This is a genomic window from Inquilinus sp. 2KB_23, from assembly GCF_052115705.1.
Lineage (GTDB): Bacteria > Pseudomonadota > Alphaproteobacteria > DSM-16000 > Inquilinaceae > Inquilinus > Inquilinus ginsengisoli_A.
The window spans coordinates 13386-36842 of sequence record NZ_JBFRHF010000030.1; the positions used below are offsets into that span (position 1 = coordinate 13386).

The following is a 23457-nucleotide window of genomic DNA, read 5'->3' on the forward strand; positions in this document are numbered from 1 at the left end:
TGCCGCCGGGCCTCTCAGCCCGTGGAGGCCATGTCCGCGAGGGCGCTGGTTTCGAGGGTTCCTTCGAAGAAGACGGACATCATGCGGAACGCCGCTGCCTCTGGGGTGTGCTTCGCGGCCTCCGTGACGGCGGCGAGGCGTAGCCGGATCTGCAAATCGCGATCAGTGACCAGCCGGGCCGCGGCCGCGTAGCAAGCCTTGGCATCCCGGGTGTCCACCAGCAGCCCGGTTTCCTCGTGGCGCAGAAACTCTCCGGCGCCCCCTTCGATGGGGCCGATGACAGCACAGCCGCTGGCCATGGCTTCCAGGGCGGTCAGCCCCATGGCCTGCCAGACCGAAAAGTCGAGGAAAATGTCCGATTCCTCCATGATCGTCGCCACGCGGCCCGGGCTGATGGCGCCGAGCTGACGGATATCCCCGATCACCGCCGTGTCGGGCGCGATCCTGTCGTCTCCAAAGGTCGTGATCTCGACGGCGGTGCCGAATTCGCTACGAAGCCGGCGCAGGATGTCGAGCGTCAACTCCGGGGACCGGCGTGGCGATGAGGGCCGGACCATCGCGCAGATCCGGACCGGATCTGCGTGATGTGGGTTCATCGAGGGCGCCGGCCTGTAAAGGTCGAGATCCACGCTCGGGCCGATGGTCCGGGGTCGTGGGCAGCCAATGGCTTCGATCCGGTCTGCGTTCCATCCCGTCTTCGTGAAGATCCGGACATCCCGGCGAGCGGTGTAGGATGCCAGGGCCTGCTGGTAGCCGGCCGAGCCCTTTTCGAAGAACCAGGGCTCGAAATCCTGGGAGTAGTATGCCAGCACGACGTCTGGATCGGGTTCGGGCAGCCAGAACACCGATGCGTACAGCGTGGCGATCAACACATCGAAGCCGGGCTCGCGGCTGGCCAGAATATGGCGCAGTTCCGCCTCGTCCTGAGCATAGACGCAGGGCAGTTCCAGAGTTGGATAGGAGGCCTCGAAGACGGGACGGTGCCGGGCGAAATTGATGATCGAGACGTCGACGCCCATGCGCCACAAGGCGCGCGCTTCCTGCAGGACGACATTGGATCCACCCCCGGCCTCGGCGGTGGGCAGGATGATGCCAACCCTACGACCGTGCCACAACTCGCGGCCTTGCTTCGCGAGCCTGTCCCGGAGCATGGCCGCCTCGACGCGGGCGCGGACCCCCGCCAGGCCCAGGCCGTCGCGGCAGAACAGCACCGGGACGTGGACGTCCCTTTCCAGATCATGCTTGCGCTTCAGAGTATCGTCGGCGCGTTTGGCAAGCGCCAGCCGCCTTTCCGAAGAATAGCTCTTGGACTGGGCGTGAAAAACATAGCTGTCGTCGGCCACGATCAGCTTCCATCCGCGATTTCGGGCGCGAATGCAGAAATCATTCTCCTCGCCGTAGCCCTGGCCGAAGTTCTCCTCATCGAACAGCCCGACGTCGTCGAGGGTGGCCCGGCGAACGGCCAGGCAGAAGCCGTTCAGGAATGGGATTGGCATTCCCTGTTGGACGGAGGCTTGGGCCACGAGCTGCCCCATCTTGTCGACGTCGACGTCGTCGGGCAGCGGATTGTCGTGCCAATCGCCGTTCTTCGCGACATGCGGCACGGACTGCCAGGACGCAGTGTTTGACAGCGGACCCACCAGCCCGATCCGCGGATCCCGTTCGGCAGTCGCAACCATGCGGTCGATCCAGCCTTCGGTCACGATCGTGTCGCTGTTCAGGAGGACCACCCAGGGGGCGGTCGAGGCGCGCAGCCCGACATTCGCCGCGAAGGTATAGCCCTGCGCCTGATCGTGCCGGATCAGGGTCGCGCCGTGCTGCTGCGCGAAACGCGTCACCAGCTCCCGCGCCGCATCGCCGCTGCCGTCGTCGACGATGATGATACGATAGGGCGGCAGCGTATGGGCGATCACGGAGTCGAGGCATCGCCGCGTGTCGTCCGGTGCATTGTGGACGCAGACGATCACGTCCACGGCCAGGGAGCGGGTCGGGACGGGTTCGGTCCGTCGTGCCGCGACCGGCAGTGCCATCGCCATCATGCTAACGGTCTGCGGCTCCAGAACGCGCTGCTGCCTCGCCCGCCGGCGCCAGCGGCGGAAATGGGCGAAGACGTTGATCTTGCGGCGCGTCGAGCGCATGGCGTTGCGAACCGGCCGCGCAATCTTCTTCGATACGGTCCGGCCGAGCCGCCTCCGGCGTTTCCGGGCAAGGACCTCCGTCTGCTTCTCGACCGCGGACCGCAGCCGGGCGTTCGCCTGGGCCAGCTCGGAGAGGCTCGTGTCCAGGTGCCGGTTCCGGGCCTCGACCGATGCGAGGAGCCGTTGCTGCTGCTCCAATGCCGCCTTCTGCTGCTCCAGTGCAACCTTCTGCTGCTCCAGCGCAACCTTCTGTTGCTGCTCCAGTGCAACCTTCTGCTGCTCCAATGCGGTCTTCTTAAGATCCATCTCTGCGAGCCGTGCGGCAGCCTCCGAGGCGCGTGCGGCCGCCTCCTGGCGGAGCCGGTCAAGCTCGCCCTCGCGCGCCGACACGTCGCCGCGGAGCCGATCGGCCTCGGACTCGCGCGTCGCCAGGTGCTCGCGCGCCTGGGCCAGATCGGCCTGGCGGTCCGTCAGCTCGGACCGCAGCGCCTGTGCGCGATGCTGCTGGGTGACGGCCGCGCCCAGCCGGGCATACGCGACCTGCACGCCGGCCCGGGTCTCGGCATCGTTGCTGTCGAACAACGGGCGGATGCCGTCCGGCATATCGCGACCGACGGCCAGGACGCCGAGGCCGTGGCCATGCACGAATTCAAACGACGGATGGCTGCCGGAGATCTCCTGCCACAGCCTCCAGACCCCGAACTCCCGCTCGCGGACATTGGTGTCGTGGAACAGGACCACGGCGCGATCCGACAGCTTCGGCAGCCAGGTCTCGAAGTCTCGTCTCACATCCTCGTAGCCGTGCCGGCCATCGATGTGCAGCAGGTCGACCTCGCCGTCCGAGAAGTAGGGCAGGGCCTCGTCGAAGCGCATGCGCAGCAGGTTCGAGAAGCCGGTATAGGTCTCGCTGTTGATGGCGCTGAGGGCGCCGAAGACCCCTTCGCCATAGAACCCCGCGTGATCGTCGCCGACCCAGGTGTCTACCGCATAGCAGCGCGCGGGGATGCCGAACTGCTGCACAGCCTGGCAGAAGCAGAGATAGGAGAAGCCGGTGTGGGTGCCCAGCTCGACGACCACGCGCGGACGGATCGCCTCGATCAGCCAGAATGCGAACGGCGCATGCTCCAGCCATGCCGACGGACTCAGATGACGGGGCCCGATGAAGGAGGTGGGGGTTAGGCAGCGAACGGACTCTGACACCAAGATCAACTTTTCCTCGACGGCTGAACTGGTCCTGGGTTTCGGAAGCTTCGACAAAGGCGGGCTGACGGCAGGGCGCCCCTCTTTGGTCCCCGTCACGGAGCGTTTCGATAGGCGGGCGGCCGGATGGGGGCTTTGCAGACCACCGGATTCATCCGGTTCGCATACAGCTCCCGGCCTACATTTATCCTGGTCGGCCAGAAGTCCGCGGCGGGAAAACCTGCCTCATGCTGCTGGACGACCTGGTGGAAGAACCTCGACAGGAGCGCGAACAGATCGAAATGGCTATACTCGATCTTGTGGTGCTCCCAGTCCGGAAACAACCGGGTTTCGTCATGGCCGCAGGGCGTGGACAGGATTAGCCAGCCATCGTCGGTGAGATTGTCGGCCATGCGCATCAGGGCGATTTCGCGATGCGACAGATGCTCGATCGTATCGAACGACACGATGACGTCGGGTTTCGGCATCGGTGCCCCACCGCTCCTCCAGGTGGTCATGTCGCCGGTCGCATAGGTCAGGTTCGGAGCGTCATAGAGGGTTTTCGCGTGAGCCACCGCGCGCTCGTCGTAATCGACCCCGCAAACTCTGCTCCCAGGCGACGCCCGCGCCAGCATATAGCTGCCATAGCCGGCTCCGCACGCGACGTCCAGCACGCTGGCGGGCTGCTTTTCGGCGAGCGCCAATGTCGCCCACTGGTAGCGGCCGACGTGATGGATGCCCTGGATCTGGTCGGTCGCGATGTAGGGCGATACGTCGAAACCGAGCTCCGGCGTGAAAAACTCGATGGTCTCCGAAATGTCCTTCATCGGTGTGCCAATCGTCTTTCGCTGTGTCTCTGGGAATGGCGAGGATGAGCTATACGGAAATTTCTGCAGATGGCCTAGTGTCTTGGCGCGGAGTAGCGGACCGTTGGCCAAGGCGACAAGTCGCACACGCTCCTGGTTCGGCCGGGCTTGGCAAAGCACTGCCAAGATCCGGAAGCCCCGCGGATCGGGCCGGTCATGCCCATTTCATCCATGCCGCCTCATAGCTCTCGGCCCGTGGCTGGACCTCGGCGTAGCGGACCAACTGGGGATTGTACATCGGGTCATCGGCCAGGAAATCGCCCCAGCGGCGGAGAAACAACGCGACTTCGTCGCCGGGGCGCGGCGTCTCTCCCCGCGACGATTTCTCGTAGTGGATCAGCTCGGCATGTGGCGTGTAGACGATCCGGTAGCCCAGGGTCTTCAGGCGCAGGCACAGGTCGATGTCGTTGAATTCCAGGCTGAAGCGCTCGTCGAATCCGTCGGCGCGTTCGAGCACGGATCTGCGGGTGGCGAAGGTGGCGCCGGTTACGGCGCACCAGTCGCGGTGAACATCGGCCCAGTCCCCGTAGCTCGGCTGGCCGACCGGCTGGCCGAACCAGGGATGGCCGCAGCCGCCGTAGAGGCCGCCGACCATGCCGGCATGCTGGATGCGGCGGTCGGGAAATAGAAGCCGGGCGCCGACGCCTCCGACATCCTCCTCCAATGCGAAGGTGAACAACGCTTCGAGCCAGTCCGGCGACTGGATGGTCATGTCGTCGTTGAGCAGCACGAGGAGCTCAGTCTCCGCTTCCCGCCACAGCCGGTTCATCTTCCGGGCGTAGCTGAACGGCTCGCCTGCTATGCGCGCCGTGACGATGCGCCGGATGTCCAGCCGGGTGCGGGATTGCTGGTAGATCCCATCCTCCGCCCGATCGTCGCCGATCAGGATACGGATGCGGTCCAGCGGCCAGCTGCTGGCCTCGATGCTCTGCAGCAGCCCGACGATGTAGGGCGGTCCGCCCGGCGGGCCGCTCTGCCGGGTCGGGATGACGAGGGTGACGGTCGGGTGGCTATCGAAGTTCCGGCGCAGTTGGAACGCGCCGGGTACCAGGCCGGGGCGGATCTCGAACCGGCCGCCGTCCTCATGGACGTACCGTTGCAGCACCGCTTCCCGGGCTGCGGCATCAGGCGGCGCCAGCTGCTGCGGCAGGCCGATTAGGGTGGCGGCGATGCGGTCGAAGCCGATGCCGGCGCGCAGCGCCCGCAGGCAGAGATCGTACCAGGCGGCCGGCCCGTGCTCGGCGCGCAGGCCGCCGAGGCGGGTGAAGACGGAGCCGCGGATCAGCAGCGGCAGGCCGATGTAGTCTCGGGCCAGGAGCAGGCTGGGGTTGAGCTGTGGCTTGCAGTCCAGCCCCACTAGGTCGCGGCCCCGGATCCGCCCGCTATCGGCGTAGACGATGCCGGCATCCGATCGGGCGCGCAGCGCCGTGGCATCGAGATGAGAGAAGGCGTCCCGGTTCAGCCGGGCCCGGGCGGGCGCCACAAACAGCCAAGTATCGTCGCCGAAGGTCCGGCCGACCAGCACGCCCGGGTCGATCGGCTGCAGGGCCGGGTCGAGTGGCACCGGGATCAGGTGGCTGAAGGCGGCGAGGGACGGCGTCTGGCGCCGGCGGGGCAGGGGCATCACGGTTGGCCGGCCAACAGGTCGCGCAGCCGTGCCGAGATCGCCTCGCCCGATCCCAGCCGGGGCGGCCACACCGCATCGACCGTCACGACCGGGACCTGCGCGGGCATCGTGTCCCACAAGCCGATCCGGATCGTCGCGCTTTCGCACAGGGCCTGCTGCTCCTCGTCGAGAGTGGCCGACTCCAGCTGGATCAGCACCGCATCCGGGGCGCCGTCGAAACTGCGGACGTCCCAGGCTGGCGACAGGCGCCGGTCCGCGCCGATGTCACGCTCCAGCGGATGCAGGTTGATCTCGTGCCCGGTGTGGAACAGCGCCGCGACGATGTCTCGGCCGGCCTCGCCCGCGGCCCCGGCATGGGTCCAGGGCCCGATATAGGCCAGTCGCAGAGGCGCCGGGTCGGCTCGCAGCCGCTCCGCCAAGGCGCGGCGGCGCCGGGTGCGGGTGAGGCCGGACGCCGGCGGCGGGTCGCCGGCGGGCGCCTCATCGACCAGGCCGATGTCGTAGCCGCGCGCGGCCAGCGCCGCCTCCCATCCCTCCCGCACCACAGCCGGCGGCAAGGCGCCGCTCAGCACCGCGGATTTGATGAAGGGGAAGCCGCGGTCGATCAGCTCGCGCCAGGCGAAGGCCGTCTGGTTGTCGCGGGTCGGGTTCTCGAACAGGGCGGCGCAGGCCAGGCCGGCGTCGCGCATCCGGCCGCAGAAGGCCACCTCGTACAGGTCGATGACGTCCTGCTTGTCCGGATAGGCGCGGACATCCTGCCAGAAGTGATGGAAATCGGGATGGGAGAAGGCCGACCGCTTCAGGCACAGGAAGAAGCTCTGCAGATGCCAGCCCTTATCGTGGCTCTCGGTCAGGCCGACGATGTCGCTGCCGGCAGCCCGGATGCGGGCCATGAGGGCGCCGAAATCCACCGCGTTGAACGGCCCGTACAGGCTGTCGTTGACGAGGTACAGCGCGTCCGACCGGAACACCGCCAGCTCCCGCTGCATCACATGGGCCCAGGCGGCGAAGTCGAAGCCGAGATTCTGCCTGATGTAGAGCCCGGCCAGCGACCGCGCGAGATCCTCGGGCACGGCGATGTCAGGCGTGTCCGCGGCGACGATGAGGACGACCGCGACCCCTTCCGCCTGCAGCGCCCGCACATAGTGCCCGACATGGCGGCGCAGGGTACGGCCGTTGCGCGAATGGGTGACGAACAACGCCACCTCGCGCGGCGGCTCCGCCGGGGCATAGGGCCGGACAATGTCGAGCCACGCGGTCGCCGCGCCGGGCATCCGGGGATCGGCCTGCCGCAGCGGCGGCGACGCCTTGGTCGGCAGTGCCGGCAGGCCTCTCAGCCGCCGCCAGCGCTTGCGGACCGACCGGCGCAGGCGCTCGGGCAGGCTTCGGCGGCGCAGTCTCATCGGTGCCGGCCGGTCGGCATCCCGGAGGGCAGGCCGGCATCCGTCCCGGCGTCGAAAACCATCAGGGCCGCTCTTTCTGATTGCGGGGCGCCCTGCTATATCGCAGTGGACTCGGCGAGTCCACGCGCTCGCCCGATCTGCCCAACCGCACCGGAGGTCCATCCTTGAAAGGCATCATCCTCGCCGGCGGCAGCGGCACCCGGCTGCATCCGCTGACCCTGGCCACGTCCAAGCAGCTGATGCCGGTCTATGACAAGCCGATGATCTACTACCCGCTCAGCGTGCTGATGCTGGCCGGCATCCGCGAGGTGCTGATCATCTCGACGCCGCACGACATGCCGCAGTTCCAGCGGCTGCTGGGCGACGGGTCGCAATGGGGCATGGCCTTCGAGTATGCGGTGCAGCCCAGCCCGGACGGGCTGGCCCAGGCCTATGTCATCGGCGCGGATTTCGTCGCCGGCGGGCCCTCCGCCCTGATCCTGGGCGATAACATCTACCATGGCCACGGCCTGCCGGAGCTGCTGCACGCCGCCGCGGCCGAGCCGTCGGGCGCCACCGTCTTCGCCTATTACGTCACCGACCCCGAGCGCTACGGCGTGGTCAGCTTCGGCGCCGACGGCCGCGCCGCCGCGATCGAGGAGAAGCCGCGCCAGCCGGCGTCCAACTGGGCCGTCACCGGCCTCTATTTCTACGATGCCGATGTGGTCGAGATCGCCGCCAACATGAAGCCGTCCGCGCGCGGCGAGCTGGAGATCACCGACGTCAACCGCGCCTATCTCGAACGCGGCGCCCTGCATGTCCAGAAGATGGGCCGCGGCTTCGCCTGGTTCGACATGGGCACCCATGACAGCCTGCTCGAGGCCTCCGGCTACGTCCAGACGCTGGAGCGGCGCCAGGGACTCCGCGTCGCCTGCCCGGAGGAGATCGCGTATCTCGAGGGCTTCATCGGCCGCGACGAGCTGGTGGTCCAGGCCAAGCGCTTCGAGAAGAGCGGCTACGGCCAGTACCTGCTGCGGGTGGCGGAGGGCGAGGGCGGCCCGCACGGTCGCCTCGACCGGTAGTCAGGCATGGCGTCGGCACGCCGTGGCATCCGCGGGTTGGCGCGGCGGGTCGGCGTCGCGGCCCTCCGCCGGCTGCGCCCCGCCTCCGGCCCGCGGGTGCTGACGCTGCTGGCCCGGCACGGCACCGAGAAGTACCCCGAGGCGCTGCCGGCGCTCGACCGCCTGTTCCGCCGCGCCATGCCGGGCGCCCGCCGCCGCACCGTGGTGATCGACAACGCGCTGCCCGAAGGCCACGTCGGCGCGGCGCCGGGCGGCGTCACGGTGATCGGCGGCGACAACGCGGCCTGGGAGTTCTCGGCCTGGGATGCCGGCCTGCGCTTCGCCGCGGCCGAGCTGGACGGGTACGACCTGGTCCACCTCGCCACCTCGGCCTTCGACACGCTCTACACCGGCTACCTCAAGCGCTTCGACGACGCGCTGCTGGCGGAGGTCGCGTGCCGCCGCATCGCCTGCGGCCATGTCGACTACTATGCCGAGCCGGTGACGCTGTTCGGCGAGCGGTCGCGCCACTGGCTGCGCTCGTCCTTCGTGATGCTGCCGCCGACGGAGCTGCGGCGGCTGGGGTCGCTGGTCTCGGTCGGGCCGGAGCGGCGCGCGGCGCTGTTCTCCGGCGACCCGGTGGCGCCATTTCGGGTAGAGGCGCCGATCTCGGACTCCTACCGGCGGTCGATCACCGGCTGGCTGGTCGGCGACGGCACCGGCCAGGGGGTGGAGTGGCATTCCCGCTTCGCGCTGACGGCGGAGACGCTGGATTTCTTCGAGCGCAAGACGCTCGCCATCCTCAACGAGCAGATGCTGTCGCCGCGGCTGCGGGCCCAGGGCTGCGCCATCGCCGACACAACCTGGGCGGCCACCGTCCTGGCCCGCCATGGCCGCCTGCCGGACGAGATCCCGCCCTGGCGCGAGCAGCTGGCCGGCCGGGACCGCAACATCGTATCCCTGGAACAGACCAGCCGGCCCGAGGATTGAGGGCCGGCTGGGGATAGGCACGAGGTCGCAGCGGCCAGCCCCCGGGATCGGGGGCCGGCCGCCGCGTTCGGGTCAGTAGTCCATGCCGCCCATGCCGCCCATGCCGCCGCCACCGCCGCCCGGGGCGGCCGCGCCGGCCGGGTCCGGCCGCTCGGCCACCATCGCCTCGGTGGTGATCAAGAGGCCGGCGATCGAGGCGGCGTTCTGCAGCGCCACCCGCACCACCTTGGCCGGGTCGAGGATGCCCGCCTTGATCATGGCGGTGTACTCGCCCTTCTGGGCGTCGTAACCCCAGTTGTGGTCCTTGCTGTCGAGCAGCTTGCCCACCACCACCGAGCCGTCGCTGCCGGAATTCTCGACGATCTGCCGCACCGGCGCCTGCAGGGCGCGGCGGACGATGTCGATGCCGACCTTCTGGTCGGTGTTCTCCGGCTTCAGCTTGTCGATCACCCGGCTGGCGTAGAGCAGAGTGACGCCGCCGCCGGCGACGATGCCCTCCTCGACCGCGGCGCGGGTGGCATGCATCGCGTCGTCGACGCGGTCCTTGCGCTCCTTGACCTCGATCTCGCTGCCGCCGCCGACGCGGATGATGGCGACGCCGCCGGCCAGCTTGGCCAGCCGCTCCTGCAGCTTCTCGCGGTCATAGTCCGAGGTGGTCTCCTCGATCTGCGCCCGGATCTGGTTGGTGCGGCCCTCGATGTCCTTCTTGGCGCCGGCGCCGTCGACCACCGTGGTCTCCTCCTTGGTGATGACGACCTTCTTGGCCCGGCCGAGCATGTCGAGGGTGACGTTCTCGAGCTTGATGCCGAGATCCTCGGAGATGACCTGGCCGCCAGTGAGGATGGCGAGATCCTCGAGCATCGCCTTGCGGCGGTCGCCGAAGCCCGGCGCCTTGACCGCCGCGACCTTCAGGCCGCCGCGCAGCTTGTTGACCACCAGCGTGGCCAGGGCCTCGCCGTCGACGTCCTCGGCGATGATCAGCAGCGGCTGGCCGGCCTGGACCACCGCCTCGAGCAGCGGCAGGAAGGACTGCAGGCTGGGCAGCTTCTTCTCGTGCAGCAGGATGTAGGGGTTCTCCAGCTCGACGATCATCTTCTCGGCGTTGGTGACGAAGTAGGGCGAGATGTAGCCGCGGTCGAACTGCATGCCCTCGACGATCTCGAGCTCGGTCTCGAAGCTCTTGGCCTCCTCGACCGTGATCACGCCCTCGTTGCCGACCTTCTTCATCGCCTTGGCGATCATCAGGCCGATCTCGCGCTCGCCATTGGCCGAGATGGTGCCGACCTGGGCGATCTCGTCATTGGTCGAGATCTTCTGGGCGCGCTTGCCGATCTCCTCGACCACGGCGGCGACCGCCAGGTCGATGCCGCGCTTCACGTCCATCGGGTTCAGCCCGGCGCCGATCGCCTTGGCGCCTTCCTTGACGATGGCGTGGGCCAGGACGATGGCGGTGGTGGTGCCGTCACCGGCCAGGTCGTTGGTCTTGGTCGCGACCTCGCGCACCATCTGGGCGCCCATGTTCTCGAACTTGTCGGAAAGCTCGATCTCCTTGGCCACCGTCACACCGTCCTTGGTGATGCGCGGCGAACCCCAGGATTTGTCGAGCACCACGTTGCGGCCCTTGGGACCGAGCGTGACCTTGACGGCCCGGGCGAGGATGTCGACGCCGCGCAGCATGCGGTCGCGCGCGTCGGCGCTGAATTTGACGTCTTTGGCGGCCATGGTGTTGGCTCCTTAAAGGGGGAAGGGGATCTGGAAGGCGGCCGGGATCAGGCGACGACGCCGATCACGTCGCTCTCCTTCATCACGAGGTAGTCGACCCCCTCGAGCCGGATCTCGGAGCCGGACCATTTGCCGAACAGGATGCGGTCGCCGACGCTGACGTCCAGCGCCTGGATTGTGCCCTGCGCGTCCCGCGCGCCCAGGCCGACGGCCATGACCTCGCCCTGCTGCGGCTTCTCCTGGGCGGTGTCGGGGATGATGATCCCGCCCGCGGTCTTGGCTTCGGCATCGATGCGGCGGACCACGACCCGGTCGTGCAGCGGGCGGAATTTCATCGGCTGAATCCTTCGGAGAATCAATTTTTGGAGATAGGGCTTAATTCACTATCTCCTCCTCAAATGCGCATGACGCCCCCGACATGCAAGTCGAATTGCCTGTTGTCGGGAAATAAAGGCCGGTGTCATTTTTTCAATCGACGCTTCAGATCTTGCCACAATTTTCAATGATTATTGACAGGAAGGGGCGATTCGGCGGGCTTGTTCCTGCATTCCCGTGTACTGTATCGGGAATTCGGTGTGCCGGTCGTGCCGCCGCCTCCGCCACATCCGATCCCGCAGCCGGCGCTCCCCCCGGGAGGCCAGAAATGTCGTCATGAAGGACTACAAATTCCCGGTGGGCACCACCGTGCAGGTCTCGCGCAAGTCGCTGTCCGGGCAATCCGCCGTGGGCGCGTTCAAGGTGCTGGCCCGCTATCCCAGCGAGAGCTCCGGCCCGATGTACCGGGTCCGCAGCGTGCTCGGCAGCGAGGAGCGCATGGTGCCGGAGCACGAGCTGTCGTCCTCGGCGCAGTCGGCCGAGGCCGACGCCGCCTGGAAGTCGCCCAAGTCCGGCCGCCGCTGACCGGCCATGCCCCCGGGCGAGGGGCCGGGAGGGTCGCCCGGCACCGGCGTCCTCGGCTATCCTGGCCGGGCCATGGCGACCCGGATCCCGACCTCCGTCCTGCTCGACGACCTGCTGCGCGACGCCCGCACCGACCGGGTGACGCTGGGCTGGCTGGTGCAGGCCCTGGGCGACCGCTCCTTCGGCCTGGTGATGCTGCTGCTGGCGCTGCTCGGGGTGATGCCGGGCGCGTCGGGCGTGGTCGGGCCGCTGCTCGGCATCCTGGCGGTGCAGATGCTGCTGGGCCGTGCCGGGCCGGTGTTCCCGGCGACAGTGGCCAAGCGCAGCTTCCGCACCCAGGGGCTGGCGCGCACGCTGGGCCGCGCCGTGCCGGTGCTGCGCCGGATCGAGGGCTTCATCCATCCCCGCTGGCCGGTGCCGTTCGCGGCGCTGAGGCGCGGCGTCGGCGTGCTGGTGCTGCTGCTCGGCGCCCTGCTGCTGGCGCCGATCCCGCTGAGCAACATCCCGCCGGCCCTGGCGATCGTGCTGATCGCCATCGCCTATCTCGAGGAGGACGGCCTGCTGCTGTGCGTCGCCCTGGCCGTGGCGGTGCTGATGCTGGCGGTCGCCGCCGGCGCGGTGTGGCAGGCGATGGGCGAGCTGGGCTGGGTGCGGGGCTTCTTCTAGGAGCCTATCCCGCACCCATTACCGGGCCGCTAGCTGGCGAGCTGGCTGGCGCAGGACTTGGCGACCTGGGCGTTGGCCTCGGTCGTCCCCGGCATGGTCGCCCAGCCGGCCTTCACCACCACGTCGCCGCGGCTGTAGCTCGACGCCGCCTTCAGCTCGACCAGCTTCTGGGCCAGCTGCGGATCGCGCTTCGACTGGTCGAGGCAGATCAGCGACAGGGCGGCGACGACATCGGTCTTGCCCTGGTCCTGGGCCATGCGCTTCGCCGAGCCGCCGGTGACCCAGCCACCCCAGCTGAAGCCGATGATGGCAAGTGCGGCGGCACCGCAGGCGACGCCATACAGCGCCGGCTTCAGCCATTCTGGGGTTGTCATGATGATGCTTTCGCTGGAAGGAAGGCATTCTTCCTTCGACGAAAAAATATATCATGCGAGGCGTGTTTTCTGGAATTTATTTTTATTTTTAACGGATTTTGGAACCGAAGATTGCACAGCAGGTGGAGGAGCGAGATAAGGACGGCCAGCATTGCGGTTGGCCGCTGCCGCTTCGCTTGGAATGATCATTCGCAGTTACTGATTGAATCTGGAAATAAATTTCACACTTATGGACCACCCGAGAGGACGGCCCGGAGAGATGCCAGACACCGACGTTTTCCGCCTGCAGAAATCCGATCTGAACTCGTTCCTGTTCGCCGATGTCGGGACCGAGTCCAACGGCATGCCGCTCAGCGTCGTCTCGATGCTGGGCCGGCTGGGCGGGGACCCCTGGGCCGATGCGGGCCGGCTGGCGCGGCAGACGCCGGAGGCCGCGACCCGCGAACTGGCGGAGATCATCACCGGCACGGCCTGCAGCGGGCGGTCCAGCGCCGAGGTCATGGCCATCGCCACCCGGCTGGCGGCGCTGCTGCCCTCCGCCTCGTCGCGTCGCGCCGAACGCCAGGCCGCGCGCTCGGAGCCCCCGGGGCCGGGGCTGCCCGGCATCCGCAACCTCACCACCACGCTGACCTGGGGCGCGATCATCCTCGGCGTCATGGTCCTGGCCGCGCGGATGCTCGGCCTGATCTGATCCTCAGATAAAGCGCGCCAGGAACGCCCGGGTCCGCGGATGCTGCGGCGCGACCAGCACCTCGCCCGGCGGGCCGGCCTCGACCACCACGCCGCCATCCATGAACACCACCCGGTCGGCCGCATCGCGGGCAAAGCCGATCTCATGCGTTACCACGATCATGGTCAGGCCCTGGCCGGCGAGGTCGCGCATGGTGGCCAGCACCTCGCCGACCAGCTCCGGGTCCAGCGCCGAGGTCGGCTCGTCGAACAGGATCAGCTCGGGCCGGATCGCCAGGGCCCGGGCGATGGCCACGCGCTGCTGCTGGCCGCCGGACAGCTGCCGCGGGAAGGCGGCTGCCTTCTCCGCCAGCCCGACCCGGGCCAGCAGCTCGCGGGCATGGGCTTCGGCCTCGGCCCGGCTGCGGCGATGGATGCCGACCGGCGCCTCGACGATGTTCTCCAGCACGGTCATGTGCGGGTACAGGTTGAACTGCTGGAACACCATGCCGATGCGGCTGCGCTGCCGGGCGATGGCACGGGCCGGCAGCTTGTGCAGGTGGCCGTGGCGCAGCTCGTAGCCGATCTGCTCCTCGCCCAGCCGGATCGACCCGCGGTTCATCACCTCGAGCTGGTTGATGCAGCGCAGCAGGGTGGATTTGCCGGAGCCGGAGGGACCGAGGATCACCACCACCTCGCCGGCCCGCACGTCGAGATCGATGCCGCGCAGCACCTCGTGGTCGCCATAGGATTTGTGAACGCCGCGGATGCGGACCAGGGGCGCGGTCATCGTGCGTCTCCCGGGGGCGCTTCGACCGCGTCGCCCGGTCCCGCCGCCGGGCGCCCGCCCTTGGTCGCCACGGCATTGCGCTCGCCGCGGGCATAGTACCGCTCGATCGCGGACTGGCCGACATTCAGAATCGAGGTGATCAGCAGGTACCACAGCACCGCCACCATCAGCAGCGGGATGACCTCGAAGGTGCGGTTGTAGACCGCCTGGGCGGAGTACAGCAGGTCGCCCATGGCGATGACGCTGACCAGCGAGGTCGCCTTGATCATGCTGATCAGCTGGTTGCCGGTCGGCGGCACGATCGAGCGCATGGCCTGGGGGATGACGATGCGGCGCAGGGCGCGGCCGCGGGTCATGCCGAAGGCCTCGGCCGTCTCGTACTGGCCGCGGTCGACCGACAGCAGGCCGCCGCGGATGATCTCGGCCATGTAGGCGGCCTCGTTCAGCGACAGGCCGGCGATCGCCGCGGTCAGCGGCGTGATCAGGTCGTTGGTCTTCCAGGAGGCGAGTTGCGGCCCGAACGGGACGCCGATCGACAGGGTCGGGAACAGGGTCGACAGGTTGTACCAGAAGATCAACTGCACCAGCAGCGGCGTGCCGCGGAAGAACCAGATGTACAGGCCGGACAGGGTGCGCGGCAGCCGGTCGGTCGACAGCCGCGCCACCGCCAGCAGCAGGCCCAGCGCGGTGCCGATCAGCATCGACACCAGCGTCAGCCCCAGCGTCACCGACAGGCCGCGCAGGATCGAGCCGGCGGTGAACCACTGGCCCACCACCGCCCATTCGAAGTTCGGGTTGCGGGCGACCACCCAGGCGGCCGCGGTCGCCACGACGAGGGTGAGAGCCCAGAGCAGCCCGCTGCCGTAGCGGATGGGCCGGCGGGCATGGGCGACGTCGCGCAGGCGGGCTTCGGCGACGTCGTCGGCCGCCAGCCCATCCACCACGGCAGGGGCGGCCCCGGGCGTCACGGTCACTGCGCCGGGGTCCCGGCGAGGTTCAGCCCCGGCGCCTTCAGCATGTTGCCCTCAAGGCCCCATTTCTTCATCACGGCGGCATAGGTGCCATTGTCGAACAGGGTCTTGTAGCCGGCCAGCATCACCTCGCCGAGCACCGAGCCCTTCGGCACCACCGTGCCCTGGTACAGGTTGTGGAAGCCGTTGGCCTGGCCGGTGCCGGCGAGCTCGAGCTGGCCCTTGGACTGCTGGATGAAGTAGGTCAGCGGCGCCTGGGACGAGAAGAAGGCGTCCGCCCGCTTCGACCGCACCGCCAGGATCGCGGTCGGCTGGTCGGGATAGGACTGGACCTCCAGCGCGGGCTTGCCTGCCTTCTCGCAGGCCTCGGCCTGGGCCTTGATCACCCGCTCGGCGGAGCCTGCGGCCATCACCGCGATCTTCTGGCCGCAGGTGTCGTCCAGCGACTTGATGCCGGTCGGGTTGCCGGACTGCACGGCGAAGACGACGAACTCCTGCACGAAGTCGACGAAGTCGTTGGCCTGCTCCCGCTCCGGGAAGTCGCCGATCGGGCCGGACGCCATCTGGTAGCGGCCGGCCCTGATGCCGCTCAGCACCGCCGCCAGGCCGCTGACCGTCTCGTGTCGGATCTTGAGGCCCAGCAGCTGGCCCAGCGCGTCCGACAGGTCGGCGCTGGCGCCGGTCAGGGTGCGGTCGTCGCCGACGATCTCATAGGGCGGGAACGACCCGCTGTTGACCGAGACCAGCTCGCCGGCATCCAGGATCTCCTTCGGCAGCTTGGCGCGCAGGGCCTCGTCGACCTTCTGCTGGGGGAGGGCGTCCTGCGCCAGGGCCGGCAAGGGTCCGACCAGGGCGGCCAGCAGGGCGGTGCGGATCAGGATTTTCGCGTTCATTTTTTGTCTCCCCGTTTGGTGGTCGTTCTGTTCAAGGTGTCGTGCCCGGTCACGACGGCAAGGCGGGGAACAGATCCCGCGGCGACAGCCGGGCCGTGGTCAGCTCCTGCGCCTGCAGCTCGGCGATGAAATCGCCCAGCATCGCCTCATTGGCGGCGAAGCCGTTGCGGTCCCAACCGGTCGGCAGGTCGCGGGCGACCTGGCGCAGCTCGTCCAGGATCCAGGGCGTGGTCTCGGCGTATTTGACGCGCTTCTCGATCCACAGCCGGGCAGATTCATCCAGCACCTCGCTCAGCGCCTGAGGCAGCCAGGGATGCTCGCGGACGATCGCAGGCTTGAGGCCGAGCAGGTGGATGCCGGGGACATAGCCGACCTCTTGGGCATAGGCGACCTCGGCGGCGCGGAAGTCGGGCAGCAACTGGCGGAACGGCGAGGCCGCCTCGAAGAAGCCCTGCGGCATGAAGGGCGTGAACACGGCGTCCAGTTCGCCGGTCTGCAGCAGCTCCAGCATCGGCCGCTCGCCCGGCACTGCCTCGATTCGCCCGGGCCGGCCGAAGCCGCCGAGACGGTCGGTGACGGGGTGCGCCGCGGACAGGCGGCCGACGAACCAGCTTGCGTCGCCGATGCCGATGCCCTCCCGCCGCAGCAGGGCGCGGGTCCAGGTGTTGCCGGAATCCTGCCAGCCGGTCAGGCCGATGCGCTTGCCGGCCAGCTGCGCCAGCCCGGTCAGGCCGCTGCTCTTGGCGGTGATGATGCAGCGGTGGCGGAAGCCCCGCATCAGGAAGTGCGGCACGCCGGCGATCGCGGTCTCGCCGCGGGCCCGGCCCAGCGTGTAGCGGCTCAGCGACATCTCGCCGGCGTCGTAGTTCGGGTCGCTGCCCAGATCCCCCGGCAGGGTGCCGACCCGGTCGATCTGCAGCGTGAAGCCCTCGGGGCTGATATCGCCGAGGGCCAGCGGGGTGACCCAGTCCCAGTCGCGCACGGCCAATCTGATCGCGATCGCCATCCTGAAGCCTCTGTCGGGAAGCGGGCGCGGCCGGTCTTGCGGCCCGCCCTTTTTTCCACGATTAATTGTTCAGTCGATGCCGGACAATGCTTGTTATGACACTGAACAAAAGAATCGCATGACCGATCCGATCTCCGCCGAATGGCTCGCCGCGCGGCTGAAGGACCGGTCGATGCGGGGCATCGCCATCGAAACCGGGGCGCTCATCCGGTCCGGCGCCATCGCGGTCGGGGCCAGGCTGCCGTCGGTGCGCGACCTCGCCTTCGCCCTCGGCGTCAGCCCCGCCACGGTCTCGACCGCGTGGAGCGACCTGCGCAAGTTCAAGGTCATCAGCGGCCGCGGCCGCACCGGCATCCATGTGTGCGGGGACAAGCTCAGCCCGCGGCCCCTGCGCTACGGCGGCGACGCGGATTACGGGGCCGAGGCGCTGGACCTCCGGCTGGCCGTGCCGGACCCGGCGCTGCTGCCGCCGCTGGAGGAGGCGCTGCGCCGCGGCGCGCGGGCGGCGGGCCTCAACAGCTACCAGCGCGTGCCGATCCTCGACAGCCTGGCCGCGGCGGCGGGGGCCGATTGGCCCTACCGGCCCGAGGCGTTCCTGGCCGCCAATGGCGGCTACGAGGCGGTCTATGTCACGGTGCAGACCCTGATCCGCCCGGGGACGGCGGTGGCGGTCGAGGACCCGACGGCGATGCGCCTGCTCGACATCCTCGACAATGTCAGCGCCCAGCTGATCCCGGTCGCCTGCGACGAGGAGGGGCCGCTGCCGGCCTCGCTCGCCGCCGCGCTGGCCAAGGCGCCGGCGGCGTTCCTGTACCAGCCGCGCACCCATTCGGTCACCGGGCGGATGGTCAGCCCGCAGCGCATGGCCGAGCTGGCCAAGACCCTGGGCGGCAGCGAGGCGCTGATCCTGGAGGATGACGGGGTCGGCGATGTCTCGGCCGCGCCGCCGGCCAGCCTCGGCCGGGTGTTCCCGGACCGCACCGTGCACATCCGCTCCTACTCAAAGTCGCTCGGCCCCGACCTGCGCGTCGCCGTGCTGTCCGGCCCGGCCGAAATCGTGGCCCAGATCCAGGCCTATCGCAGCTTCGGCGCCGGCTGGACCAGCCGCCTGCTGCAGGAGGCGACGGCCTGGCTGATCGGCGACCCCGACACCACCGCCATGGTCGACCGCGCCCGGCAGGTCTATGGCGAACGGCGCCGTGCGCTGATCGCCGCCCTCGGCGCCCGCGGCGTCGCCGTGCCCGATCGCGACGGGCTGTGCCTGTGGATGCCGGTGCGGTCGGAACAATTCGCCCTGGTCACGCTGGCGGCGCGAGGCATCGCGGTCGGGCGCGGCGCCAATTACAGCCCGCGCCCCGGTGACCACATCCGCGTCGCCACCAGCCTGCTGACCGGTCCCGTCGGGGCGGTGGCGGACGCGCTGGCGCTGGCCGACCCGGTGCGGCTGCGGGGCCTCACGCCATCGCATTAGCTGCCCTGCGCTGCTCGCTTATTGTCGGACAAGAAGCCGCGGCCCTACACTCCGGCAAAAGCAAGGAGGAACCCCTAGATGTTTCGCCCCAACAGGCTGAAGGAACGACTGCGGCGCGGCGACAAGCTGTTCGGCGCCTGGGTCGGCAGCGGCTCGCCGACGGTGGCCGAGATCATGGCCCATGCCGGATTCGACTTCGTCATCCTGGACACCGAGCACGGGCCCGGCGGCATCGACGAGACCATCAACCTGCTGCGCGCGGTGCAGGCCTCCGACACCCCGGCCGTGGTGCGGGTGCCGGCGCATGACCCGGTCTGGCTGAAGCGCGTGCTGGACGCCGGCGCCGACAGCCTGATGGTGCCGATGATCGAGAGTGCGGCGGATGCCGAGGCCCTGGTCCGCGCCTGCCGCTATCCCCCGGCCGGCCGCCGCGGCTATGCCGCCGGCGCGGTGCGCGCCTCGACCTACGGGTTCGAGCCGGACTACATGCGCAAGGCCAACGACAACCTGCTGCTGCTGGCCCAGATCGAATCCAAGGATGCGGTGCCCCAGGCCGCGGCGATCGCCCAGGTCGACGGCATCGACATGGTGTTCATCGGCCCCAACGACCTCGCTGGTTCGATCGGCCTGCTGGAGGAACTGCACGACCCCAGGGTGCAGGCGCTGGTGAAGCAGATCGAGGATGCGGTGCGGCCGACCGGCACGCTGCTGGGCACCGTGCCCAGCTCGGCCTCGACCTGGGCCGAGCTGTTCGACCGTGACTACCGCATGGTGACCGGCGGCGGCGACGTGCCCTATCTGCGCCAGGCGGCCTCGGATTCGGTGGCGGCGTACAAGGCCTATCGCGAGGGCGCGGGAGCGAGAGGGGCCAAGGGCGGCGGCTACTGATGAACGGTGCGGGGGCTACTTCAGCGCCCCCGCGGTCAGGCCGCTGACGATCCGGCGCTGCAGCAGGGCGAAGACGATCAGGATCGGCGTCACATAGATCGCGGCATAGGTCATCATCCCGCCCCAGTCATTGGTGTTCGTGCCCATGAAAGCGGACAGGCCGACCGTCGCGGTCTGCAGGCTCTCGGCCGCGATCAGCGAGCGTGAATAGACGTATTCGCCGAAGGACTGCAGGAAGATCAGCACCGACACCACCAGGATGCCGTTGCGGGCCAGCGGGATCATGATGCGGAGGAAGGCGCCGATGCGCGAGGCGCCATCCACCCGCGCCGCATCCTCCAGCTCGCGGGGCACCTGCAGGAAGGTCGACCGGCACAGCACGATGTACAGCGGCAGGACCTTGGCGGTCTGGGCCAGCACCACGGCGAAACGCGGCGTCTCCAGCAGGCCGACCTGGTTGAAGGCGACGAAGATCGGCGTGACCATCAGCGACGGCGGCAGCACCTGCAACATCAGCACCAGGAACAGGGCGACCGCGGTCCAGGCGTTGCGGTGGCGCGACAGGGCATAGGCGGCGCCGGTGCCGATCAGCGTCGCCACCGCGGTGGTGCCGACCGCGATCAGCAGCGAGTTCCACAGGTACCGGTCCATCGCGTGCTCGGCGAAGATCTTGCCGAACTGCCATTGCGGGTCGGTCGGCCAAAAGCTCGGCGGGAAGGCGAAGATCTCGGTACCTGACTTCAGCGCCGTGACGTACATCCAGTACAGCGGAAACAGGTAGATGCCCGCGAAGACCAGGGCGAGGCCGAGCAGGACGAAGGGCTTGGCCGACCTCATCGCGCAGCCTCCCGAGCGATGGCATGGCAGAAAGCAGGAGCGGACATGATTTCTGTACGCTTTTTCTTGTGCTGCGTACAAGAAAGAAGTACGCTCCATCGATGATCAAGGCGTTTGCCGACGCCAGGACTGAAAGCATCGCGTGCGGCATCGCCGTGAAGGGCGTTCCGGCCGATATCCTGCGTCGCGCCGTCGCGAAGCTGTTCCTGATCGACACGGTCACGCGGCTCGATGATCTGCGCGTGCCGCCGGGCAACCGGCTGGAGGCCCTGAAGGGAAACCGCAAAGGCCAGCACTCGATCCGGGTCAACGACCAGTTCCGGATCTGCTTCGTCTGGCGGGACGGCGACGCCTATGACGTCGAACTCGTCGACTATCACTGAGGACGCAGCATCATGGTTCGCGACATCCCGCTGCCCCATCCCGGGGAGATCCTGAAGGAGGAGTTCCTCATCCCCATGGGCCTCTCGGTCTACGCGCTGGCCAAGGCGATCGACGTGCCGCGCAGCCGGATCAACGAGATCTGCCATGGCCGGCAGGGCATCACCGCGAATATCGCGCTGCGCCTCGGCCGGTTCTTCGAGGTGGATCCGCAGTGGTTCATGAACATGCAGTCGAAATGGGATCTCGAGACGACGCGCGACAAGCTGGTGGAGGTGCTGGCGGCGATCGAGCCCCATCACGACAAGGCTGCGTGAGGCGGTGACCCGTTGCCCGGCCGTCATGCCCGCTGCTCCTGCCCGGTCGAGCGGACATAGAGCGCCGCGACCAGGATCACCACCGTGATCATCAGCACGGCGACGACGCTGCCGGCCGAAATCTCGTAGGTCTCGAACGACATCTGCCAGGACCAGTACTGGGCGACGTTCGACGCGTTGGCCGGGCCGCCTTTGGTCAGGGCCGCGATCAGGTCGAACTGCTGCAGCGTGAAGATGATGCCCAGCGCCACAACGGCGCCGAGGGTCGAGCGCATCATCGGCAGGGTGATGTGCAGGAAGCGCCGGCCGGCGCGGGCGCCGTCGATCTCCGCCGCCTCGTACAGGTCGTGCGGGATCGCGGCCAGGCCGACCGATAGCAGGATCATGTTGAACGGGATGCCCAGCCAGATATTGGCGATGATCACCGCGAACAGGGCGAAGTCGGGGTCCGACAGCCAGAAGATCTTGCCGCCGGTCAGGTGCAGGCTGGTCAGGGCGTAGTTCAGCACTCCGAAATCGCCGGCCAGGATCCATTTCCAGATCGCGCCGACCACCAGCGCCGGCATGATCCAGCCGGCCAGGAACACGCCGCGGATATAGGTCGCGCCCGGGAAGGGCTGCTGGAAGAACAGCGCCAGGCCGAAGCCGATGCCGAGCTGGAAGGTGATCGACAGCACCACGAAGATCACCGTGTTCCTCAGGATCTGCAGCGCCTCCGGCCGGCTGAACACGTCGCGGTAGTTGTCCAGCCCGGCGAAGGGCCGGTCGAAGGAGGCCAGCGAGAACATGTCGACCTGCTGCAGCGACATGACCAGCGTATAGACCAGCGGGAAGGCGGCGAAGACCAGGAGGTAGCCGACCGCGCACAGCACCAGCACGACATCGAAGCCGCTGCCGTCCCGCAGGGTGCGGAGCAGGGGCAGGCGCGAGAGGCCCCGCGCCGCCGGAGCGGAGCGGGAATTGACCGATCGATCGGTCAGCGATTGGCTGGCCTGGGCGCGCGTCATCGACAACCCCCTCCCCCTGGCCCCCTCCCACAAGGGGAGGGGGGACTCGGTGTTGCTGCGATGGTGCCGATCCGCCTCACTTCTTCAGCACGCGGTCGATCGTCGCCTGGGCGGTCTGCAGCGCGGTCTTGGGGTCCGACTGATGGGTCAGGGCCGACTGGATCGCGGTCTGGATCGCCTTGGAGATCTTCGGCCAGTCCGGGTTCGGGCCGCGCGGCCGGGCGTACTGCATCTGCTCGGTAAACACGGCATAGGCCTTCGGCCATTGCGGCGAGTCGGCCTTGGCGTCCTGGACCGGCGGCAGCAGGCCGAACTCGTTCCAGATCCGGTGGTTCTGCGAATAGATGTACTCCAGCAGCATGAACGCCTCCTTCGGATGCTTGGAGGTCTTGAAGATCACGTTGTTGAAGTCGCCGAGGGCCGAGGCGCGCGGGCTGCCGTCCTTCTCGATCGGGAACAGCGCGACCCGCCAGTCGAACTTGGCCTCCTTGGCCATGCGCGGCAGCTCCCACGGGCCGGAGATCGCCATGGCGGCATTGCCGGCGTTGAAGGTACCGGTCGAATCATACTGGCTGCGGATCAGCGTGTCCGGCGAGGCCAGCTTCTCGTCCAGCAGCTTCTGCCAGAACTCCAGCGCCCGCACCGCGCCGTCCGAGCCGACGCTGTCGTAATCGGCGCCGGCGCTCTGGATGAAGGGCAGAAACTGGAAGGTGCCCTCTTCCGTGCCGATGGCGGAGAAGGCGAGGCCGTACACGTTCTTGGCCGGGTCGGTGAGCTTCTTCGCCGCCTGATAGAGATCATCCCAGGTCTGCGGCGGCTTGTCGGGGTCGAGCCCCGCCGCCTTGAACATGTCGGCGTTGTAGTAGAGGGCGAGGGTGTTGGAGGCACGCGGGATGGCGAAGAGCTTGCCATCCCAGGTCGAGGAGTTGCGCGGCCCGGGATAGAAGGCGTCGGCCTTGATGACCTGCGACTGCTCGACATAGGGCGACAGGTCCAGCAGCACGTTGCGCGCCGCGAACATCGCCGTTTCCGGGTTGTCGATGCCGATGACGTCGGGGGCCGAGCCGGCGGCGTAGGCGCGCATGGCGTCGTTCACCACGTCGGCGAAGTTGACGTGCTTGAGATTGACCGTGATGTCGGGGTGCTGGGCCTGGAATTCCTTCACGAAGACGTAGGTGAACTTGGTCTCGTCCTCGTCATGGGTCCAGACCTCCAGCGTCACCGGCTCGGCTTGGGCCAGGGTGGCGGAGGCCAGAAGGGCGGCGGTTCCCAACAGAAGTCGCAAGGTCCTGGTCATAAGCTTCCTCCACTGTTTTGGTTGA

General features: G+C 68.4%; 23 protein-coding genes. 9 read left to right on the forward strand and 14 right to left on the reverse strand.

What is annotated here, in order from left to right; all coding sequences use genetic code 11:
- Nucleotides 1-14: 14 nt before the first annotated feature.
- From AB4112_RS29725 to AB4112_RS29740, 4 genes are all read right to left on the reverse strand, one after another.
- Entirely contained in the window at nt 15-3215 is a 3201-nt protein-coding gene (locus AB4112_RS29725; RefSeq protein ID WP_441724867.1) for a class I SAM-dependent methyltransferase, read from the reverse strand.
- Between the two features lie 218 nt (nt 3216-3433).
- Entirely contained in the window at nt 3434-4144 is a 711-nt protein-coding gene (locus AB4112_RS29730; protein ID WP_309796842.1) for a class I SAM-dependent methyltransferase, read from the reverse strand.
- Between the two features lie 193 nt (nt 4145-4337).
- The gene (locus AB4112_RS29735; RefSeq protein WP_441724870.1) at nt 4338-5807 is read right to left on the reverse strand and encodes a glycosyltransferase family 2 protein; all 1470 of its coding nucleotides are present in this window, start codon (nt 5805-5807) and stop codon (nt 4338-4340) included.
- On the reverse strand, nt 5807-7213 hold the full coding sequence (locus tag AB4112_RS29740; RefSeq protein ID WP_309796846.1) for a rhamnan synthesis F family protein: 1407 nt from the start codon (nt 7211-7213) through the stop codon (nt 5807-5809). The genes AB4112_RS29735 and AB4112_RS29740 overlap by 1 nt, the downstream gene beginning before the upstream one ends.
- Before the next feature lie 164 nt (nt 7214-7377).
- Here AB4112_RS29740 and rfbA point away from each other — a divergent pair, with 164 nt between their 5' ends.
- Both rfbA and AB4112_RS29750 read left to right on the forward strand, forming a co-directional pair.
- Complete coding sequence (gene rfbA / locus AB4112_RS29745) at nt 7378-8274, forward strand: glucose-1-phosphate thymidylyltransferase RfbA (RefSeq protein ID WP_309796848.1); 897 nt, start codon at nt 7378-7380, stop codon at nt 8272-8274.
- A 6-nt stretch (nt 8275-8280) separates the two neighbouring features.
- Nucleotides 8281-9243 (forward strand): hypothetical protein, encoded by a 963-nt coding sequence (locus tag AB4112_RS29750; RefSeq protein WP_309796850.1) that lies wholly within the window; start codon nt 8281-8283, stop codon nt 9241-9243.
- A gap of 72 nt (nt 9244-9315) precedes the next feature.
- Here the strand turns inward: AB4112_RS29750 and groL are convergent, their stop codons facing one another.
- Entirely contained in the window at nt 9316-10965 is a 1650-nt protein-coding gene (gene groL, locus AB4112_RS29755) for a chaperonin GroEL (RefSeq protein WP_441724874.1), read from the reverse strand.
- A gap of 47 nt (nt 10966-11012) precedes the next feature.
- Nucleotides 11013-11300 (reverse strand): co-chaperone GroES, encoded by a 288-nt coding sequence (locus AB4112_RS29760; RefSeq protein ID WP_441724877.1) that lies wholly within the window; start codon nt 11298-11300, stop codon nt 11013-11015.
- Nucleotides 11301-11616: 316 nt separating this feature from the next.
- On the opposite strand from AB4112_RS29760, the gene AB4112_RS29765 reads away from it, so the two are divergent.
- Together AB4112_RS29765 and AB4112_RS29770 are read left to right on the forward strand one after the other, a co-directional pair.
- A complete protein-coding gene (locus AB4112_RS29765; protein ID WP_309796857.1) occupies nt 11617-11865 on the forward strand; it encodes a hypothetical protein in 249 nt (82 codons plus the stop codon).
- A gap of 6 nt (nt 11866-11871) precedes the next feature.
- Nucleotides 11872-12531: an exopolysaccharide biosynthesis protein gene (locus AB4112_RS29770; RefSeq protein WP_441724880.1), complete on the forward strand. Its 660-nt coding sequence runs from the start codon at nt 11872-11874 to the stop codon at nt 12529-12531.
- Between the two features lie 29 nt (nt 12532-12560).
- Here AB4112_RS29770 and AB4112_RS29775 read toward each other — a convergent pair whose 3' ends face one another.
- Nucleotides 12561-12905, reverse strand: coding sequence for a hypothetical protein (locus AB4112_RS29775; RefSeq protein ID WP_309796861.1), 345 nt, complete (start codon nt 12903-12905; stop codon nt 12561-12563).
- A 259-nt stretch (nt 12906-13164) separates the two neighbouring features.
- On the opposite strand from AB4112_RS29775, the gene AB4112_RS29780 reads away from it, so the two are divergent.
- On the forward strand, nt 13165-13596 hold the full coding sequence (locus tag AB4112_RS29780) for a hypothetical protein (protein ID WP_441724883.1): 432 nt from the start codon (nt 13165-13167) through the stop codon (nt 13594-13596).
- A 3-nt stretch (nt 13597-13599) separates the two neighbouring features.
- Here AB4112_RS29780 and AB4112_RS29785 read toward each other — a convergent pair whose 3' ends face one another.
- Genes AB4112_RS29785 through AB4112_RS29800 form a run of 4 tightly spaced genes read right to left on the reverse strand, consistent with a single transcriptional unit; the run spans nt 13600 to nt 17234 of the window.
- Nucleotides 13600-14364 carry an amino acid ABC transporter ATP-binding protein gene (locus AB4112_RS29785; RefSeq protein ID WP_441724886.1) on the reverse strand — a complete coding sequence of 255 codons (765 nt, stop codon included), beginning with the start codon at nt 14362-14364 and terminating at the stop codon, nt 13600-13602.
- Nucleotides 14361-15338, reverse strand: a complete 978-nt coding sequence (locus AB4112_RS29790; RefSeq protein WP_441724889.1) for an amino acid ABC transporter permease — start codon at nt 15336-15338, stop codon at nt 14361-14363. The genes AB4112_RS29785 and AB4112_RS29790 overlap by 4 nt, the downstream gene beginning before the upstream one ends.
- Complete coding sequence (locus AB4112_RS29795) at nt 15335-16228, reverse strand: ABC transporter substrate-binding protein (RefSeq protein ID WP_441724892.1); 894 nt, start codon at nt 16226-16228, stop codon at nt 15335-15337. The genes AB4112_RS29790 and AB4112_RS29795 overlap by 4 nt, the downstream gene beginning before the upstream one ends.
- Before the next feature lie 49 nt (nt 16229-16277).
- Nucleotides 16278-17234: a hypothetical protein gene (locus AB4112_RS29800; RefSeq protein ID WP_441724895.1), complete on the reverse strand. Its 957-nt coding sequence runs from the start codon at nt 17232-17234 to the stop codon at nt 16278-16280.
- A 118-nt stretch (nt 17235-17352) separates the two neighbouring features.
- Here AB4112_RS29800 and AB4112_RS29805 point away from each other — a divergent pair, with 118 nt between their 5' ends.
- Nucleotides 17353-18705 carry an aminotransferase class I/II-fold pyridoxal phosphate-dependent enzyme gene (locus AB4112_RS29805; protein WP_441724898.1) on the forward strand — a complete coding sequence of 451 codons (1353 nt, stop codon included), beginning with the start codon at nt 17353-17355 and terminating at the stop codon, nt 18703-18705.
- 78 nt (nt 18706-18783) lie between these two features.
- Nucleotides 18784-19593 carry an HpcH/HpaI aldolase family protein gene (locus AB4112_RS29810; RefSeq protein WP_309796876.1) on the forward strand — a complete coding sequence of 270 codons (810 nt, stop codon included), beginning with the start codon at nt 18784-18786 and terminating at the stop codon, nt 19591-19593.
- 15 nt (nt 19594-19608) lie between these two features.
- Here AB4112_RS29810 and AB4112_RS29815 read toward each other — a convergent pair whose 3' ends face one another.
- Nucleotides 19609-20430 carry a carbohydrate ABC transporter permease gene (locus AB4112_RS29815; protein WP_309796878.1) on the reverse strand — a complete coding sequence of 274 codons (822 nt, stop codon included), beginning with the start codon at nt 20428-20430 and terminating at the stop codon, nt 19609-19611.
- Between the two features lie 101 nt (nt 20431-20531).
- On the opposite strand from AB4112_RS29815, the gene AB4112_RS29820 reads away from it, so the two are divergent.
- Both AB4112_RS29820 and AB4112_RS29825 read left to right on the forward strand, forming a co-directional pair.
- Nucleotides 20532-20813, forward strand: coding sequence for a type II toxin-antitoxin system RelE/ParE family toxin (locus tag AB4112_RS29820; protein WP_441724903.1), 282 nt, complete (start codon nt 20532-20534; stop codon nt 20811-20813).
- A 12-nt stretch (nt 20814-20825) separates the two neighbouring features.
- The gene (locus AB4112_RS29825; RefSeq protein WP_309796882.1) at nt 20826-21128 is read left to right on the forward strand and encodes a HigA family addiction module antitoxin; all 303 of its coding nucleotides are present in this window, start codon (nt 20826-20828) and stop codon (nt 21126-21128) included.
- Nucleotides 21129-21151: 23 nt separating this feature from the next.
- Here the strand turns inward: AB4112_RS29825 and AB4112_RS29830 are convergent, their stop codons facing one another.
- Nucleotides 21152-22135, reverse strand: coding sequence for a carbohydrate ABC transporter permease (locus AB4112_RS29830; protein ID WP_309796884.1), 984 nt, complete (start codon nt 22133-22135; stop codon nt 21152-21154).
- Nucleotides 22136-22211: 76 nt separating this feature from the next.
- Entirely contained in the window at nt 22212-23432 is a 1221-nt protein-coding gene (locus AB4112_RS29835; protein ID WP_309796886.1) for an ABC transporter substrate-binding protein, read from the reverse strand.
- Nucleotides 23433-23457 lie beyond the last annotated feature (25 nt).